The 16,705-nt window shown below is 61.0% G+C and carries 13 protein-coding genes; 4 read left to right on the top strand and 9 right to left on the bottom strand.

From position 1 onward, the window contains the following. Nucleotides 1-46 precede the first annotated feature (46 nt). The 6 genes from FXO11_RS01095 to FXO11_RS01120 all read right to left on the bottom strand — a co-directional run bounded on the left by FXO11_RS01095 (nt 47) and on the right by FXO11_RS01120 (nt 7,461). A complete protein-coding gene (locus tag FXO11_RS01095) occupies nt 47-1,261 on the bottom strand; it encodes an NAD(P)/FAD-dependent oxidoreductase (RefSeq protein WP_148861174.1) in 1,215 nt (404 codons plus the stop codon). 330 nt (nt 1,262-1,591) lie between these two features. Then, the gene (locus FXO11_RS01100; protein ID WP_406565635.1) at nt 1,592-2,512 is read right to left on the bottom strand and encodes an ABC transporter ATP-binding protein; all 921 of its coding nucleotides are present in this window, start codon (nt 2,510-2,512) and stop codon (nt 1,592-1,594) included. Nucleotides 2,513-2,572: 60 nt separating this feature from the next. Next, nucleotides 2,573-3,550, bottom strand: a complete 978-nt coding sequence (locus tag FXO11_RS01105) for an ABC transporter permease (RefSeq protein ID WP_148861175.1) — start codon at nt 3,548-3,550, stop codon at nt 2,573-2,575. Between the two features lie 20 nt (nt 3,551-3,570). Continuing rightward, nucleotides 3,571-4,938 (bottom strand): CmpA/NrtA family ABC transporter substrate-binding protein, encoded by a 1,368-nt coding sequence (locus FXO11_RS01110; RefSeq protein ID WP_148861176.1) that lies wholly within the window; start codon nt 4,936-4,938, stop codon nt 3,571-3,573. Nucleotides 4,939-5,365: 427 nt separating this feature from the next. Then, nucleotides 5,366-6,538 carry a CmpA/NrtA family ABC transporter substrate-binding protein gene (locus FXO11_RS01115; protein ID WP_148861177.1) on the bottom strand — a complete coding sequence of 391 codons (1,173 nt, stop codon included), beginning with the start codon at nt 6,536-6,538 and terminating at the stop codon, nt 5,366-5,368. A gap of 305 nt (nt 6,539-6,843) precedes the next feature. Continuing rightward, the gene (locus FXO11_RS01120; RefSeq protein WP_148861178.1) at nt 6,844-7,461 is read right to left on the bottom strand and encodes an ANTAR domain-containing response regulator; all 618 of its coding nucleotides are present in this window, start codon (nt 7,459-7,461) and stop codon (nt 6,844-6,846) included. Nucleotides 7,462-7,883: 422 nt separating this feature from the next. On the opposite strand from FXO11_RS01120, the gene FXO11_RS01125 reads away from it, so the two are divergent. Next, nucleotides 7,884-10,535, top strand: a complete 2,652-nt coding sequence (locus FXO11_RS01125) for a nitrate reductase (RefSeq protein ID WP_168203212.1) — start codon at nt 7,884-7,886, stop codon at nt 10,533-10,535. A gap of 35 nt (nt 10,536-10,570) precedes the next feature. On the opposite strand, the gene FXO11_RS01130 is transcribed toward FXO11_RS01125, so the two are convergent. Both FXO11_RS01130 and FXO11_RS01135 read right to left on the bottom strand, forming a co-directional pair. Further along, on the bottom strand, nt 10,571-11,272 hold the full coding sequence (locus FXO11_RS01130) for a hypothetical protein (protein WP_148861180.1): 702 nt from the start codon (nt 11,270-11,272) through the stop codon (nt 10,571-10,573). A gap of 130 nt (nt 11,273-11,402) precedes the next feature. Continuing rightward, nucleotides 11,403-12,287, bottom strand: coding sequence for an aldo/keto reductase (locus FXO11_RS01135; RefSeq protein ID WP_148861181.1), 885 nt, complete (start codon nt 12,285-12,287; stop codon nt 11,403-11,405). A 523-nt stretch (nt 12,288-12,810) separates the two neighbouring features. Between FXO11_RS01135 and FXO11_RS01140 the strand changes: the two genes are divergently transcribed. The 3 genes from FXO11_RS01140 to FXO11_RS01150 are packed head-to-tail and all read left to right on the top strand — an operon-like array spanning nt 12,811 to nt 16,121. After that, the gene (locus FXO11_RS01140) at nt 12,811-13,272 is read left to right on the top strand and encodes a (2Fe-2S)-binding protein (RefSeq protein WP_148861182.1); all 462 of its coding nucleotides are present in this window, start codon (nt 12,811-12,813) and stop codon (nt 13,270-13,272) included. A 3-nt stretch (nt 13,273-13,275) separates the two neighbouring features. After that, nucleotides 13,276-15,474: a xanthine dehydrogenase family protein molybdopterin-binding subunit gene (locus FXO11_RS01145; protein WP_148861183.1), complete on the top strand. Its 2,199-nt coding sequence runs from the start codon at nt 13,276-13,278 to the stop codon at nt 15,472-15,474. A gap of 11 nt (nt 15,475-15,485) precedes the next feature. Further along, a complete protein-coding gene (locus tag FXO11_RS01150; protein ID WP_148861184.1) occupies nt 15,486-16,121 on the top strand; it encodes an Isoquinoline 1-oxidoreductase subunit in 636 nt (211 codons plus the stop codon). Between the two features lie 50 nt (nt 16,122-16,171). Here the strand turns inward: FXO11_RS01150 and FXO11_RS01155 are convergent, their stop codons facing one another. Further along, a complete protein-coding gene (locus tag FXO11_RS01155) occupies nt 16,172-16,636 on the bottom strand; it encodes an ABZJ_00895 family protein (RefSeq protein WP_148861185.1) in 465 nt (154 codons plus the stop codon). Between the last annotated feature and the right edge of the window lie 69 nt (nt 16,637-16,705).

Below are 16,705 nucleotides of genomic sequence, written 5' to 3' on the forward strand. Positions count from 1 at the left end.
TCTCTCTCTTTCTGTCACTTTCTAATCGGTCTGTCGGTCTGTTGGTCTAACCGGCGTCGCAGTAGGCGGCGCCGAACGCGAGTTGCTGGCGGTAGGCCGACAGATCCCGCTGTTGCTGGAGTTGGTCGAAATACCAGGGACCGTCCTGGGTCTCGCCGAACAGCACGGCGCCGGCCAGGCGGTTATCCCTGAGCAATAGATGGCAGTAACGGGCCGAGTCGTGGTCTTGCCAGATAACGGATTCGGTATCCGGGCCGGGCTTGGCCTGGCCGCAGGAGAAAATCGGAATGCCGCTGATCTTCAGGCGGGTGGCCACCTGGGAGGGCTCGAACGCCGCCGCTTCGCCGCAAAGTACGTGAGCCAGCACATCCGCCTGCTGATAGCCCGGCTCCACCAGACCGAACGTCTGCTCGCCGAGCTGGCAGCACTCGCCCAGGGCGTAGATGTTGGGCACGCTGGTCTTGAGCTGGCGGTTCACCAGAATGCCGCGCTCGCAGGCGATGCCGGCCTGGCGGGCAAAATCGGCATTGGGGATGATGCCGGCGGCCAGCACCACCAGATCGGTGCTGATCAGCGTCTCGTCGGCTAATTCCACGGCTCGTACCCGGCGCTGTCCCACAAGGCCGCGCGGGGTCTCGCCGGTGATGCTGTGGATACCCCGAGCCTCCAGCGCTTCTTCCAGTAGTCGGCCCGCGGTGGCATCAAGCTGGCGGTTGAGCAAATGCGAGCTACGATGGATGACGGTGACTGACATGCCCTGCTGGCGCAGGCCCTCGGCGGCTTCCAGGCCGAGGAACCCGCCGCCGATCACGACCGCCCGGCGATGGCGCTGGCTCATGTTCAGCAATTTTTCGGTATCGCGTACATCGCGAAAGGTGAACACGCCTTCAAGATGCTCGCCCTCAAGCTTCAGTGAAGCGGGGCGTGCACCGGTGGCGATGACCAGATCGTCGTAATCGAAGTGTTGCCCATTGGCGATCGTGACCACCTGGCGTTGCGGGTCGATCCCGGTGACCGGAGCGTCGGGGTGCAGGCGGATGCTGTGCGTCCTGAACCAGTTCGACGGCTGCAGCGTGATGGCCTCAAGGCTGGCTTCCCCGGCCAGCACGGACGACAGCAGCACGCGGTTGTAAGCCGGTACGGCCTCCGCGCTCAATACCTCGATCCGTGTGTAGGGATGGCGGTCACGCGCGACCAGTCGCTCCAGCAGACGCTGGGCCACCATGCCGTGTCCAATCACCAGTAATGTGCGCTCTTTCATGCTGTGCCTCTGTTTCGTTGCATCAACAACCGGTCGCATCGACGACGTGGCGGGCTGAAAACAAAAAAGCCGGAGCATCTACCCCTTGCGGGGCGATGGTCCGGCGTCAGTGCCAACAACGATGTTTGATGGTTCGATCAATCCCTGATCGGGCAAGTCGTCCTGTTTCGACCTGTTTCTCCTTATTTCTCCCTGTTTAAATAGTAGCGATAACCGTGCCAGTCACGGATGCCCTTTAAAATCAGTTGCATGCACGAATATCAGCCGATTCTCATCGTTGAGATTTGCCCATCACTGGTTCGTCGCGGGGGCAAAGTGCACTAAAACTGATCAGTGGGTTTCGACGGTTTCCGCCGGTTTTTCCTGTTTCGGCGTCGTCGTCACAGCGGTAGTCTGCGATTCCTGAGCCTCCGGGTTGTCTTGCGGCGCTTCGGTATCGGCCGCTTCCGTCGCTGTGTTCTTGCCCGGGAAACGCTGCTTCTCGTAAAGGAAGCGCAGCACGGCCTGCCGGTAATGGACGTAGTCCGGGTCGTCCGCCAGCGTGACGCGGTTACGCGGCCGTGGTAGTTCGATCCGGAGTTCCTCGCCGATAACGGCAGCCGGGCCGTTGGTCATCATGACGATGCGGTCGGACAACAGCACCGCCTCGTCGACGTCGTGGGTAATCATGATCACGGTGCTGTTGAGGTCCTGCTGGATGTCCATCAACGCATCCTGCAGATGGGCCCGGGTCAGGGCGTCCAGGGCGCCGAAAGGCTCGTCCATCAGCAACACCCTGGGGCGCATGGCCAGAGCCCGGGCGATACCGACCCGCTGGGCCATGCCGCCGGAGATCTCGCCAGGCCGTTTATGCCGCGCGTGCGCCATGTTGACCAGCTCCAGGTTATGAACGATCCAATCCTTGCGCTCGGCCTTGCTCATGGTCTTGCGGAAGACCTGTCGCACGGCGAGTTCGACATTCTCGTAGACGGTCAGCCACGGCATCAGCGCATGGTTCTGGAACACCACGGCTCGCTCCGGCCCCGGTGTGTTCACTTCGTGCCCGTCGAGTACGCAACCGCCCTGAGTCGCCTGTAAAAGCCCGGCCACGATGTTGAGAACCGTGGACTTACCGCAGCCGGAGTGGCCGATCAAGGAAACGAACTCTCCCTTGTGGATTTTCAGGTTGATGCGGTCCAGGGCCTGGAACGGGCCCTGTGGCGTATCGAAAGCCATGCTGACGCCGGTCAGTTCGAGGTGTGGCTTGCTCATGAATCTTCTCCTTGCGAATCCACGGTGGAGGCAAACAACTGTCCGAGAGGGCGGCAGCGCCTATTCATCCCAGGCGACCTTGCGCTGAACGATCAGCATCACCCTATCCAGCGCATAGCCGATAAAGCCGATGGCAAGAACCGCGACCATGATGCGGCTGAGCGATTCGCTGCTCCCGTTCTGAAATTCATCCCAGACGAACTTGCCCAGTCCCGGGTTCTGCGCCAGCATTTCGGCGGCGATCAGCACCATCCAGGCGATGCCCAGCGACACCCGCAGGCCGGTAAAGATCATCGGCACCGCCGCTGGCAGTACTACCTTGCGGGCATGGGTCCAAAACGGCAGACGTAGCACGCGGGAAACGTTGACCAGATCCGGATTCACCTGGGCGACGCCGGTACTGGTGTTGATCAAAGTCGGCCAGAGACTGCACAGGGTGACGGTGATCATCGAGGTGATGAAGGCTTTCTCGAACATGGGGTCGTCGCTGACGTAGGTGGCTGAAACCACCATCGTCACCAGCGGCAGCCAGGCCAGGGGCGAAACCGGCTTAAAGATCTGGATGATCGGATTGGCCGCGGCGGAGAAATAGCGGTTCAGGCCGATCAGCACGCCCAGCGGTACCGCAATCAGTGTGGCCAGGAAGAAGCCCGCCAGCACCGTCACCAGGCTGGTGCCGATCTGATCGAAGAACGTGGGCGCGCCGGGGTAGGGCCGGATGAGGGTTTCCGCATCCGGGTTGTCCGCCAGGATGCGTGCGTTACGCGTTTCCTGCATTTCGACGAATTTAGCGGCACGGTCCTGTTCGTTTTCGTGTTCCTGCCAGAGCGCACCCGCTTGTTCCCAAACATTGGCGGGCGTGGGAAAGTTGCCCAGCGACGTATTGATCTGGGGCGCGATCAGCTGCCAGGCGATCAGGAAGAGCGCGATGCCGAGCATCGGCAAGGTCACGGATTGCAACAGCACCTTGCCGGTCAAGTCCGGATAGCGGCGCCGGATCATCTGTAGCAGCGGATTCGAGGGTGTCAGCGTGCTCATAACCGTTCTCCAGAACCCCGTTACAGGGTCTCTTTGCCTTTGAGTCCAATCTCGAAGCTGTCGATATAGGCGTTCGGCTGTTTGGGATCGAATGCCACGCCGTCGATCAGCTCACCCTGATGGGGCCGGGTAAAGTTCTCTGCATCGAAGTCGGGAAAAGCGCTTGCAGGAAGAGTGCCGTCCGCAATCAGCGACTTCGCGGCCTGTTCATAGATGTCGGCGCGATAAACTTTTTTGGCGACATCCATGTACCAGTCGTCTGGCTTCTGCTCGGAGATCTGGCCCCAGCGACGCATTTGCGACAGGTACCAGATGGCATCGGACGGGTAGGGGTAGGTGGCAAAATAGCGGAAGAACACGTTGAAGTCGGGGACTTTGCGCACGTCGCCCTTTTCATACTCGAAGGTGCCGGTCATGGAGTTGGCAATCACTTCCTCGTCGGCGCCGACATAGTTGGGGCGGGCCAGCATCTTCACGGCCTCTTCGCGGTTGGCGTTGTCGTTCTCATCCAGCCAGTGCGCGGCGCGGATCAGGGCGCGTAGCAGGTGCAGGTGGGTATTGGGATTCTTTTCCGCCCAGGACTGGGTCACACCGAAGACTTTTTCCGGGTTGTTGGGCCAGATTTCGTAGTCGGTGATCACCGGTACGCCAATGCCCTTGAACACGGCCTGCTGGTTCCAGGGTTCGCCCACGCAGTAGCCCTGAATGGTGTCCGCTTCCAGGGTGGCCGGCATTTGCGGTGGCGGCGTCACGGAGAGCTGCACATCGGCTTGCAGCGTGCCGCTGGAGTCGCCCTTATGGGGGGCGTAGTAGCCCGGATTGAGACCGCCGGCGGCAAGCCAGTAGCGTAACTCGTAGTTGTGGGTGGAGACCGGGAATACCATACCCATCTTGAACGGGCGCCCGGAGTTGCGCTGCTTCTCCACGACCGGTTTGAGGGCGGAGGCGCTAATCGGATGCTGTGGCAGGCCTTCGTCATTCTGAGGGAGGTGCGCCTTCATCTGGTTCCAAACATCGTTGGAGACCGTAATCCCGTTGCCGTTGAGGTCCATGCTGAAGGCAGTGACGATATCGGCCTGGGTGCCATAGCCGATGGTCGCGCCCAGCGGCTGACCGGCCAGCATGTGCGCGCCGTCCAGTTCGCCGGTGATGACACGGTCGAGCAGGACTTTCCAGTTAGCCTGGGCCTCGAGTTCGACGAACAGCCCTTCATCCATAAAGAAGCCCTGTTCCCAGGCGACCGCCAATGGCGCCATGTCCGTCAGCTTGATGAATCCGATTCTCAGCTCCGGCTGTTCGGGTGGCCCAATCTCTTGCGCGCTGGCAGGCAGGATCTGGGACGTGCCGAGCGCCAGTGCCAGTATTGCGGTCAGGGTACGGCTAGCCATGCGTCTCTCCTCGATTTTTAATCGTGTCGTGAGTTCTTTTTTCAGGCCAAAAAAAAGCGCCCGTCCCCGGGGGAAGCCGGGAACAGGCGCCAATGCCTGCAGATCGTATCGTCAGGTTAAAACGATTCGGCGTCCGCCACAGGGCGAGGCTCGGTACGCGTCATCGTCAATTTAGTTAAAGCAGGGGGCGTGCCAACAAAATTAGTTCATATAAAACTGTGGGTTATTTGGCTTTGACGCGCGGCCAGTCTGCGTTTGCGAGGCCTTTATGGGTCAGTTGTCTAAAAAATGCACCACGGCCGGGCGAAGGCAGGTTAGAACGGCAAGATAGATAGGCAGGGTAGAAAGGCAGGATAGGCAAGAAGTATGCGAAACGGGAATTTGGGAGAATTAACCGAAGCATCGGCTATGAAAGGCGGGTCGTCGGTCAGCCGGGCCAGCGGTGAATATGCTCGCCCAGTAGGCTATCACCGGCTATGTTCACCGGACCCTCATCGCCCTCGAGTACATAAGGCAAACGATGGTGGCCTTCGGTCTTTGCGTCGATAAGCGGCGCGTCGATACCCACGGAGCGGGCGGCTTTGCGGAATAGCGCCGGTTTGACGATGCTGCGAATGTCCGCCGCCGTCGGTTCTTCCAACTGGCCCCAGCGTGCCAGCCTTGTGGCCAGCCAGTGGGCTTGGGATAGCCAGGGAAAGTTGGCGCTGTCGCGGAAGAAATGCTGGTGCAGGCGTGGGTGGAACAGCGAGAACGGGTGGCCGTCCAGCGCTTGAACCTGATTGCCTAGATAGCGTTCGTCGGACAGGATGTCCCGCAGCGCCCCGTGGTGGTCGGGATTATCCAGCCATTGGCAGGCGCGCAGCAGCACACGAATCAGGCGCTGATGGATTTCGGGGTGTTGATCGGCCCAGTCCTGGCGCATCCCCAGCACTTTTTCCGGCGAGTTCTGCCAGATCTGATGACCGGCATGGAGAATGACACCCAGGTCCTGCCATTCCAGCAGGCTGTTCCACGGTTCGCCGACACAGCATCCTTCGATGGCACCGGCGCGGAACGCATCCAGCATTTGCAGAGGCGATACCGGTACGATTTGCAGATGATGGCGTGCTTCCGGACCTGCCGCCGCGACCCAGTCCCGCAGCTGCAGATCATGGCTGGACCACGGCGCTACCGAGGCCAGCCGGATTGGCGAATCCCGGCGCCGGGCAACATCTATCAGCGCTCTCGCCGAAGCCAGCGGGGCGTCGGGCGTGGCGCCGCAGTCGACCAGCTTGGAATAAAGGGACGTGGATACGGTAATGCCGTTGCCGTTGCGGCTGAGCACCATGCCCGTGGCAATCGGTGTGCGCGGGCGGTCTGTCGCCAGCGACATGGCCAAAGGCATCGGCGCCAGCATCTGAGCGCCATCCAGCAAGCCAAAGGATATCTTGTCGCGCAGTGACGCCCATGACGCTTCCCGAACCAGTTCGACGTCCAAACCTTCGTGAAAGAACAGGCCCAGCTCGCGGGCAATGATCAAGGGCGCGCTATCCAGCAGCGGCACGAAGCCTAACCGGACGGTGAAGCCTTTATGCCTGCGAAACGGTATGGGGTCGGTCATGGCCTGAACCGGTCCTTTTCAGGTTTCATTCGGATGCGCCAAGCTAGTGTGCCGTGCGGTTAATTCGCTGATCTGCTGCGCGTCGCTGACGGCGCTGGACAAGGCGCCAAGCCGCAGGCGGGGTGGTTCCCCGTCAAGGTTTGGGAACGACGGCCCAGCGTCGTCAGCGACGCGCCCTTCGGGAGCCCCTGAGAGCCGCGTTGCGATGGCTCGATTTGGAACCACCAAACCTTCGCCACCGCGTCTTGCTCTCAAAGCTCTCAGGGGCTCAGTAGATCAGCGAATTAACCGCACGGCACACTAAGTCAGGAGGCGCGTTTCATTTTATCGGCATCCTTGCCTCCGAACATGGCAATCACGCGCTCGGCAATCTGGCCGATGCGCTGGCTGTGATCCATCGCGGCTTTTTGCAGCACCCGATAAGCCTCGTCTTCGTCGCAGCTCTCGCGCTTCATGATGAGACCTTTGGCGCGATCGATCAGCTTACGCTCTTCCAACGCCGTACGGGTTTCTTCCAATTCCGTCCGCAACGCCTGGAAAGCCTCAAAACGTGCAACCGCGGTATCGATGATCCCACGAACATGCTTGGGCTGCACGCCATCGACGACGTAGGCACTCACGCCCGCGCGCACGGCGGCCTGAATGGTGTTGCGATCACTTTGCTCCTGGGCAAAGAAGATGATCGGGCGCGGCGCGTGAGCGTTCAGGGTACTCATATTTTCCAGCGTGTCGCGGTCCGGCAGGTCCATATCGATGATTACCATGTCCGGTTCATCACGGGCGACGGCGGCGGTCAGGCCGGTGGCATCCGGACGCTGGCTAATGACGTCATGGCCTTCGTCGACCAGAGCCTTGCGCACGATCGCAGCGCGGTCGGCATCATTATCGATTAACAGAATTCTCAGGGGTTGGAAATCATTCATGGCAACGTCCTCGGTGTTTCTGTACGAGGTAAAAGCAATAAACTGACCAAGCCTGTTGATCTGTAGTCTAACTGGTTGATTCGATGACTTTTTTGAATTATTCAGCGGCACCGTACGAGCCTTGAGAAAGGCGCCGATACTGCTCGCTAGTGGGTCAAAAATTGGGCTTATGCACTGTTTTGGCGTGTCGGCAGAAATCGACTGCCCTGTTTTCGTGGACTTACGGCTGGCCCCTAAATTGCTTCGTTTACCGCACGGTCTATAAAAGGAACCGGCAATGAAGCCCGATCTCCCTGTCGCCGACTGCGGTCTGCGATCCGGGCGTTCGGGCTTTTTTATGGCTTTTTGCCGATTCACGCATTTTGTGTCTTTGGGTTTTTTGCCCGGGGCGAAGACGATTAAGAGAGGTGCCCGTGAACGACATGCCCGACTCAGTCTGCAAGACCACCTGCCCCTATTGTGGTGTGGGTTGCGGCGTCGAGGCCCGCGCCGGCGAGGCGGTCCAGGGCGACAAGGAGCATCCTGCCAATTTCGGCCGTCTGTGTGTCAAAGGTTCGAGCCTCCACGAGACGCTGGGTGAGACCGGCCGTTTGCTACATCCCAAGGTGAACCACCAGCGGGTGGATTGGCCGGCGGCCAGCCGAGCTGTGGCCGCGGCCATCCGTGGGTCTATTGAAGAGCACGGGCCCGAGTCCGTGGCTTTCTATCTGTCCGGGCAATTACTGACAGAGGACTATTATGTCGCCAACAAGCTGGCCAAGGGCTTTATTGGCACGCCTCATGTGGACACCAACTCGCGGCTTTGTATGTCGTCGGCGGTGGCGGCCCATAAGCGGGCGTTCGGCGCAGATGTGGTGCCGGGATGCTACGAGGATCTGGAACTGGCCGACTTGCTGGTACTGGTGGGCAGCAACACCGCCTGGAATCACCCGATCCTGTACCAGCGGATGAAAGCAGCGGCCCGGGCTGGCCGGCGCGTGGTCGTCATCGATCCGCGCCGGACCGCCACTAGCGAGCTGGCGGATCTACACCTCAGCCTCAAACCGGGGACAGATGCCCTATTGTTCAACGGTTTGCTGCGTTGGCTGGCCAACCAGATGGCGTTGGATCAAGCCTATATCGACCGTCATTGCGCCGGTTTTGAAGAAGCGCTGGACGCTGCAGCCGCATCAGCGCCTTGCGTTGAAACAGTAGCGCAAGGTTGCGACTTGCCTCAGGCTGACGTCGAGCGATTCTTTCGCTGGTTTTCCGAAACTGCCCGTACGGTCACTGTCTTTTCCCAGGGGGTCAATCAGTCCAGCAGCGGTACCGATAAGGGCAACGCCATCATCAATTGCCACCTGGCCACCGGCCGCGTGGGCAAGCCGGGCGCCTCGCCCTTCTCCGTCACCGGCCAGCCCAACGCCATGGGGGGGCGTGAGGTGGGCGGACTGGCCAACACCCTGGCGGCGCACATGGACTACGACACGCCCGGCGATGCCGATAGAGTCACTCGATTCTGGCAATCACCGGGGCTGGCGAAGGGGCCGGGGCACAAGGCGGTGGATCTGTTCGATGCGGTTCATCGCGGCGACATAAAAGTACTCTGGATCATGGCCACCAATCCCGCCGTCAGCCTTCCGGATAATGCCAAGGTACGTGAAGCCCTGGCCCGCTGCCCCACGGTGATCGTGTCCGACTGCATTGCCGATACGGACACGGCCGCCTATGCCGATATCCTGCTGCCCGCTGCGGGCTGGGGGGAGAAGGACGGCACTGTCACCAATTCCGAACGACGGATTTCGCGCCAGCGCCGGTTCCTGCCGTTGGCCGGGGAAGCCCGGCCGGATTGGTGGATCATGAGCGAGGTGGCCCGTGAGTTGGGTTACCAGGCGGCTTTCGACTATCGCAACGCAGCCGACATTTTTAGCGAACACGCCCGGCTTTCGGCTTTCGAAAACACCGGGCGCCCCTTTGACATCGGCGGCCTCAGCACACTGGACGAAGACCAGTACGACGCTCTCGCACCCATCCAATGGCCAGTCAATCCGGCGTTTCCTGCCGGGCGGGCACGGCTTTTCGACGACGGGCAGTTTGCCACGCCGGACGGCCGGGCCCGTTTTATCGCCGTGAAACCCTCATTGCCGCGCCAGCAAACAGACGACACTTATCCGCTGGTGGTCAACAGCGGCCGCATCCGTGACCAGTGGCACACCATGACCCGCACGGGCCGTGCTGCCAGGCTGTGGCAGCATCGGGCGGAGCCGTTTATCGATGTTCACCCGGGAGATTTGGAAAAACAGGGGCTAAAGCCGGGCCAGCTGGCCCGATTGATCGGACGGAAGGGCGAGTTTGTCGGGCGTTTGCAGGCTGTCGATGAGCAGCGCGAGGGCGAGGTTTTCATCCCGATTCATTGGAACCAGCAGTTTTCCGCCAAGGGCATGGCCTCCAGTCTGATGGCGCCGGTGGTGGACCCCGTGTCTGGCCAACCGGAATCGAAACATGGTGTGGCGCGGCTCGAGCCCTTGGCGGTCCGCTGGGAGGCCCGGCTGCTGTGCCGGCCGGGCCACGCGGGCTTCTGGCAGGCCGAGCACTGGTCGAAAGTGCCTCAGGCTGGCTGCGACAGTTGGTGGCTGGCGGGGCCGGAGGCGCCGGACTGGCCCCAGTGGGCGCAGCAGTGGCTGGGCGGCACGCCGCAGCTGGAGATGTCCGATGTTGCGGCAGGCCGCTATCGCGCAGCCCGGTTCCATCAAGGCCGGTTGCTGGCGGTCCTGATTGCGGAGCCGGCCGGCGGTACGTTGCCCGACTTGGCCTGGCTGGCTCAATGCTTCACGCGCGATGCACTGTCCGCCGCTGAAAGGCGTGCGATTCTGGCGGGACGGGATGTGGAGCAACCGGATATCGGGCCTGTGATCTGTAGCTGTTTCCAGGTGGGGGAAAAACAGATCGCTGCAGCGCTGCAAAACGGGGCGGACTCGGTGGATGCGCTGGGCGTTGCTTTGAAATGTGGGACCAACTGTGGCTCCTGTGTCCCGGAGCTGAAGAAGCTGGTGGAACAGGCCCGTATTGGCGATGCGGAAACGGCGAGCCGCTGAGGCGGCCGGTGCTGGCTAGCCCGGGACAATGCCGGTCAGCGATGGGTCATCATGGAAACCGGCACACGGTAGCGTGCCCCGCGCCAGCGACCCGTACCCTGCACGGTGCAGGTGCGCCGATTGATACGGACGATCTCGCCCTCCCGCTGGTGCCGGTCGCGGCCGAAGCGCACCGCGTCCCCCACCGAAAAGGCCTGCAGCTGTTCTCGGACATCGTTGAGGTTCATGGTGGTCTGGGGCAGCTCGATACCTGACCGTGCGCTCCGCTCCAGCAGGAAATGCCTGACCGCGGCCGCGCCGCCGCTCCCATGTAATTCATCGAGAATAGTGTAGAACGCCGCATTATGAACCGAACCGTAGCGCCGCTCGCCGCTGATGCTCTGCAGCAAATGGGCGAACTCATGGCAGCAGGTATGGGCCAGCAGGTTGGCGGTAGACACCTCCCCGTCGAAATAACCCTTGTGCTGGATCTCCCGGGTCGATAACCAGCCCTGGCTGGTCTGCGCTGAGAACTTGGCTTCGACCATGCGCTGGCCGAAGCTGATGAGGTGATGGTGGGTATTGGGGTCAAACCGGTGATAAGTGGCCTGGCCCGAACCGATCCGGCATTTCAGCTCGCTACGGGCCGAGCGCTGCTTCACCCAGTCCCTTGCCGGCCCCCAGAGAATAGCCTCGGTGGCGCTGCACATCAGGCGTGCGGTGTGGTGGATCGTCTGTGGGGTGGGACTGCTGGTCATGCCGGGTAAGGGGTCCTCGATGGTATCGGGAGAATAATGGCGCCTTGGGGCCCTGGCTGCAACTTGGTTACGCGGACCCCAAATTCGCCGTACCCACTGCCGCTGGCAGGGGGTTCAATGGCAAGTCCGGTCACACAATATCGAGAGGGGATTTGTGCCGGGGCGCGGGGAAGACCTTATCGAGTCGTTCCAGGACGTCGTCGTTCAGTTGAAGTGAGAGGGCCGCAGCGTTCTGCTCCACATGTTCGGTGCTGGCAGCCTTGGGAATGGCGATGACGTTGCGCCGGCCTTCCACTGGACGGATCGCCCAGGCCAGCAGCACCTGGGCCGGGGTAGCCTTCAGTTCGCTGGCGATGTCTTGCACGGTGGCATCGGTCAGCAGTTCACGACCCAGGCGGCCACCCTGGGCGAGAGGGCAGTACGCCATGATCGGCATGTCCTGCTCTTGCTGCCAGGAGCGCAGGGAGTGTTCGATACCCCGGGACCCCAGATTGTAGAGCACCTGATTCACCGCACACTCCGAACCGCCGTTGGCTCGTTGAACGGCCTGCATATTGTCCACGTCGAAGTTGGAGACACCGAAACGCCTGATCTTGCCCTGCTCTTGCAGCCGCTGGAAGGCCTCGAAGGTTTCCTCGAGGGGAATGCTGCCTGGCCAGTGCAGCAGGTAAAGATCCAGGCAGTCGATACCCAGGCGCTTCAGGCTGTTCTCGCAGGCCTCGATAGCACTTGTGCTGCCCGCGTTCCAGGGATACACCTTGGAAACCACGAAGGCATCATCGCGGCGCCCGCGCAGGGCTTCACCGACAACCGTTTCAGCGGCGCCTTCGCCGTACATTTCTGCGGTATCGATGAGCGTGAGCCCCTGATCGAGCCCTTGCTGGAGCGCCCTGACTTCCTGATCTTTCGGCGCCAGACCCTCGCCCATGTACCAGGTACCCTGGCCGATGGCGGGCAAGGCAAGTTCGGGTTGCCGTCCGGTGGCTTGGAGATGCACGTGTGGTGTTGTTGTCATCTGAGCTGTCCTTCTCTGTGAAAATGATGCCGGCCCCCATCGATGAAGGCGCGGCAAGTCACGCAAAAAAATCAGGCAGGGTATCTAAATGGTGACCTGTCCCCTAGGCCCAGACCCCGTGGCCCACGGGCTGGGGTGAATCGTCTCTGGGGTGGGGACGGCTGGGCATGGGCTTCTCGGTCATTCCGAAAGAGTAATGGAGTCCGCGCCTGAGCTGCAACCTGACGGCTGAGACTGCAGGTGCCCGCCGGGTTTCGGGCAAGTGATTTGCAGGATCAGCCAAGAATTCATGTTGTGCCGGGTCCATTCCCTGACTAGCTTAAAAGGTATTCGAATATAAAAAGGTCTGATGAGAGTCCTTTCCTGGCTGCACTGTCCTAACGCGGCCTGTTACCCAGTACGCTGCACCGGTCCGGGGGCGGCCTAATTCGGTCGCGTTCCCTTGCGTGCGAGCTTCGCCAGCTCGCGTGAAAGAAGCCTAAGCGTTCGGTGCGGACGTCGACGAAACGGCATGGAGGCAACAATGGCTGTCAGTTTCGAACTCAATGGCAAGCAAGTGTCTGCGGATGTCGATCCCGACACGCCGCTACTGTGGGTCATCCGCGATCATTTTCGGTTGACCGGCACCAAGTTCGGTTGCGGTATCGCTCAGTGCGGCGCCTGTACCGTGCATATGAACGGCCTGACACGGCGCTCCTGCGTGACCCCGATATCCCAGGTCGACGGCGGTATTGTCACCACCATCGAGGGTTTGGACGGCCGGGAAGCAAAAGCCATTCAAGACGCCTGGATCGCCCTCGATGTGCCACAGTGCGGCTTTTGCCAATCCGGCCAGGTCATGTCGGCGGCAGCATTGTTACGGGAAATGCCCCAACCCACGGATGAGAATATCGACCAGGCCATGGCCGGGAATATCTGCCGTTGTGCTACTTATGCCCGCATCCGCAAGGCCATCCACAATGCTGCGGATACGCTGGAGGGATGATTCATGAGCCAGGGTAACGAAACAGCAGCTCCACACGCGGACGCATCCAATGGATTGACCCGGCGCGGGTTCCTTAAGGGATCGGCCGCCGTGGCTGCAAGTCTGGTTATTGGCGTTCATCTACCGGGGCGCGCCCGGGCTGACGCGATCTCCGACGCCGCCTTTTCGCCCAACGCCTTTGTGCGGATTGGTCCGGACAGCCAAGTGACGGTCATCGTCAAGCATATTGAGTTCGGCCAGGGGCCGGTAACCGGTCTATCGACGCTGGTCGCCGAGGAACTGGATGCTGATTGGGATCAGATGCGAGCTGAGCTGGCCGTTGCAAACACTGAGAAGTATGCGAACAAGCTTTTCGGCCTGCAGGGCACGGGCGGGTCTACCGCGATGGCAAGCTCCTACGAGCAGATGCGCAAGGCTGGCGCGGCCGCACGAGCCGTGCTGGTGCAGGCTGCCGCCAACCGCTGGGGCGTTGACGCCGGCGAAATTACGGTCAGTCAGGGCACGATCAGCCATAGCGCCAGCAATCAAAGCGCGGCCTTCGGCGATCTGGTCGCGGACGCGGCGCAACTTGAAGTCCCAGCGGACCCGAAGCTGAAGAGCCCGGACCAGTTCAATCTGATTGGCACCGAGGTTCGCAAGCTGGACACGCGGGACAAGACCAACGGCACGCAAAATTTCACCCTCGATCTGTACCCCGACAATCTGGTGACTGCAACGATTTTGCATCCACCCCAGTTTGGGGCGACCGTCGCCTCTGTCGACGACAGCAAAGCGCGCCAGGTGAAAGGTGTCATCGATGTGAAGACTATTCCCGCCGGTGTTGTGGTCTATGCCGACAATACCTACGCGGCTTTGAAGGGCCGCAAGGCGCTGAACGTTCAGTGGGAGACCGGTAAGGCGGAAAAACGCTCCACTACCCAGATGGAACAGGATTACAGCAAGACGGCGGCGAAACCCGGGCTCGACGCGCGCAGCGAAGGGGATGTGGAAAAGTTCTTGGCGTCGGCGGACACGGTGGTCGAGGCAGAGTATTTCTTTCCGTTTCTCGCCCACGCGCCTATGGAAACACTGGATGCCGTGGTCCAGTTCCGGGACGGCCAGGTGACGGCCTGGATGGGCTCTCAGATCCAGACGCTGGACATGGGGGCGCTCGCGGGTGTGTTCGGCGTCGACAAAAGCAACGTCACCCTCTACACCGAGTATGCTGGCGGCAGTTTCGGCCGTCGCGCCCAGCCGGGCGGTGACTTCGCCACCGAGGCCGCGCAGGTGACCAAGGCGCTGGGCTCGGACCGGCCGGTGAAACTGATGTGGACCCGGGAGAACGACATCCAGGGCGGTCGTTACCGGCCGCTGGCTGTGCACAAGATGCGAGGCGGCCTGGATAAGGACGGCACTATCGTTGCCTGGGACCAGCAGATCGCGGTTCAGTCCTTCATGAAAGGCACCGCGTTCGAAAGCGCCATGATCAAGGACGGCATCGATGCGAGTGCGGTGGCGGGCTCCCAGGAGTTGCCCTACGGCATCCCCAATTTGCGCATCGGCCAGCACCTGATGGAAAACGGCGTGCCGACGCTTTGGTGGCGCTCCGTCGAGCACACCCACAATGCCTACGCCAACGAGACCTTCCTCGACGAACTGATTGAGCGGGCCGGCAAAGACCCGGTTGAAGCCCGCCTTGCCATGCTGGGGGACAAACACCCTCGGCATAGCGGCGTTTTGAGAAAAGTGGCCGAGCTTGCTGACGCGGCCGGTGCCGTGCCGGAAGGTCGGGCTCGGGGCGTGGCCGTGCACAAGAGTTTCGGCAGCTTCGTCGCGCAGATCGCCGAGGTCTCCGAAGATGCCCGCGGCGAGCCCAGGGTGCACCGGATGTGGTGCGCCGTGGATTGCGGCGTAGCTGTGAATCCGGACGTTATCCGCGCTCAGATGGAAGGGGGGATCGGCTACGGCATCGGCGCGGTCCTCTACGACGCGATTACCCTGGATGACCAGGGCAGGGTCGAGCAGGCCAATTTTGACCGCTACCGCTCCCTGCGCATCAACGAGATGCCGGATGTAGAGGTGGCGATCATCCAGTCCACCCAGCCGCCGACGGGCGTGGGCGAACCGGGTACGCCGCCTTCGGGGCCAGCCATCGCCAATGCCTGGCGTCGACTGACAGGAAAGAGTGTCCACCGGCTACCGCTCGTGCCGATCACAGCGTAAGGAGACGACCCGTGCAACGACTGACCCTATCCCTCGCCAGTGCTGTGGTGGTTGCCGCTATCGCATCTCTCGGCATCGGCGTAGCTATCGCGGCGAACGAGCCGGAGGCGGCGCAAACGCTACAGAAGCCCGAGGCCTTTGAATCCATTCAGGACGAGCGCAAGCGCTCCATGGCGCTATTCAACGAAATGGGTAAGGTCCTCACTCACCCGCGCTGTGTAGCCTGCCATCCTGTCGGCGACAGCCCGTTGCAAGGCATGGCGCTGCAAAAGCACGAACCACCGGTGGTTCGCGGTCAGGGCGGCATGGGCGCCCCCGGCATGCGCTGCTCGACGTGCCATGGTCAGGAAAACGTCGAGTTCAGCAGCGGCGAAGGCTCCATCCCCGGCCATCCCCGCTGGCACCTGGCGCCCCCCGAGCAAGCTTGGGAAGGCAAGAGCCTGGCGTACATCTGCGAGCAGCTCAAGGATCAGGAACGCAGCCACAAAACGCTGGAAGAACTACAGAAGCACAATGCCAGCGACACCCTGGTGGGCTGGGGCTGGAATCCCGGTGAGGGGCGTATTCCGGTGCCGGGTACTCAGAAGATCTTTGGGGATTTGACGCGGGCGTGGATTGATACTGGGGCGGCTTGTCCGGAGGGGTGATAGGCACTCGTTTGGTTTTATTGTTAGCCGTGTTAACTCCGACCCCGGCGTTAACGGGCTGACTTTTCCGTCGTCTCGCTATGTGTCTTTTCCAGTTTAAACTGATACTTCTTGGCGCCCAGGCCAAAAACGAGACTAATGAGAAAGTAAGTCAAAACAGTGGTGCCCGTCATGATTGCGGCAATAAATGATAGGTGAGGGCCATTAATGATCAGTGCTATGTACTCAAACAGTGCACCATCTGCCAAAAAATAATTGATGAAGACTATAGTGCCAACGGAAACAACGAGCCCGCCCAGTGTACAGCCAAGAGCCAGTTGCCTTTTTTCGACTTTTTCCGGGACTCGACCGGCTTCACTGACAAAAATCATCATTGCGCCATACGCAGCGGCCAATGAGTAACCGAAGTTAGCGGCCGAAGGGATTGTGAAATTGAATAATTCCTGAGCCGCTGCGGTGCAGAACAATATAGCGGCGTAAAGTGCCGAAAAGATTAGGCTGCATTTTGTGATCATGATGAATCGTCCGTGATTTGGGGCTGGTGTCCGGGTTAATGCGGCTCGTCAGCAAGCCGGTCGATAGGA

The organism is Marinobacter fonticola (assembly GCF_008122265.1).
Taxonomy (GTDB): Bacteria; Pseudomonadota; Gammaproteobacteria; order Pseudomonadales; family Oleiphilaceae; genus Marinobacter_A; species Marinobacter_A fonticola.

Bases quoted from the DNA above. Each gene is read 5' to 3' on its own strand.
- FXO11_RS01095 (WP_148861174.1), bottom strand. From the start codon at position 1,261: ATGAAAGAGCGCACATTACTGGTGATTGGACACGGCATGGTGGCCCAG.
- FXO11_RS01100 (WP_406565635.1), bottom strand. From the start codon at position 2,512: ATGAGCAAGCCACACCTCGAACTGACCGGCGTCAGCATGGCTTTCGAT.
- FXO11_RS01105 (WP_148861175.1), bottom strand. From the start codon at position 3,550: ATGAGCACGCTGACACCCTCGAATCCGCTGCTACAGATGATCCGGCGC.
- FXO11_RS01110 (WP_148861176.1), bottom strand. From the start codon at position 4,938: ATGGCTAGCCGTACCCTGACCGCAATACTGGCACTGGCGCTCGGCACG.
- FXO11_RS01115 (WP_148861177.1), bottom strand. From the start codon at position 6,538: ATGACCGACCCCATACCGTTTCGCAGGCATAAAGGCTTCACCGTCCGG.
- FXO11_RS01120 (WP_148861178.1), bottom strand. From the start codon at position 7,461: ATGAATGATTTCCAACCCCTGAGAATTCTGTTAATCGATAATGATGCC.
- FXO11_RS01125 (WP_168203212.1), top strand. From the start codon at position 7,884: ATGCCCGACTCAGTCTGCAAGACCACCTGCCCCTATTGTGGTGTGGGT.
- FXO11_RS01130 (WP_148861180.1), bottom strand. From the start codon at position 11,272: ATGACCAGCAGTCCCACCCCACAGACGATCCACCACACCGCACGCCTG.
- FXO11_RS01135 (WP_148861181.1), bottom strand. From the start codon at position 12,287: ATGACAACAACACCACACGTGCATCTCCAAGCCACCGGACGGCAACCC.
- FXO11_RS01140 (WP_148861182.1), top strand. From the start codon at position 12,811: ATGGCTGTCAGTTTCGAACTCAATGGCAAGCAAGTGTCTGCGGATGTC.
- FXO11_RS01145 (WP_148861183.1), top strand. From the start codon at position 13,276: ATGAGCCAGGGTAACGAAACAGCAGCTCCACACGCGGACGCATCCAAT.
- FXO11_RS01155 (WP_148861185.1), bottom strand. From the start codon at position 16,636: ATGATCACAAAATGCAGCCTAATCTTTTCGGCACTTTACGCCGCTATA.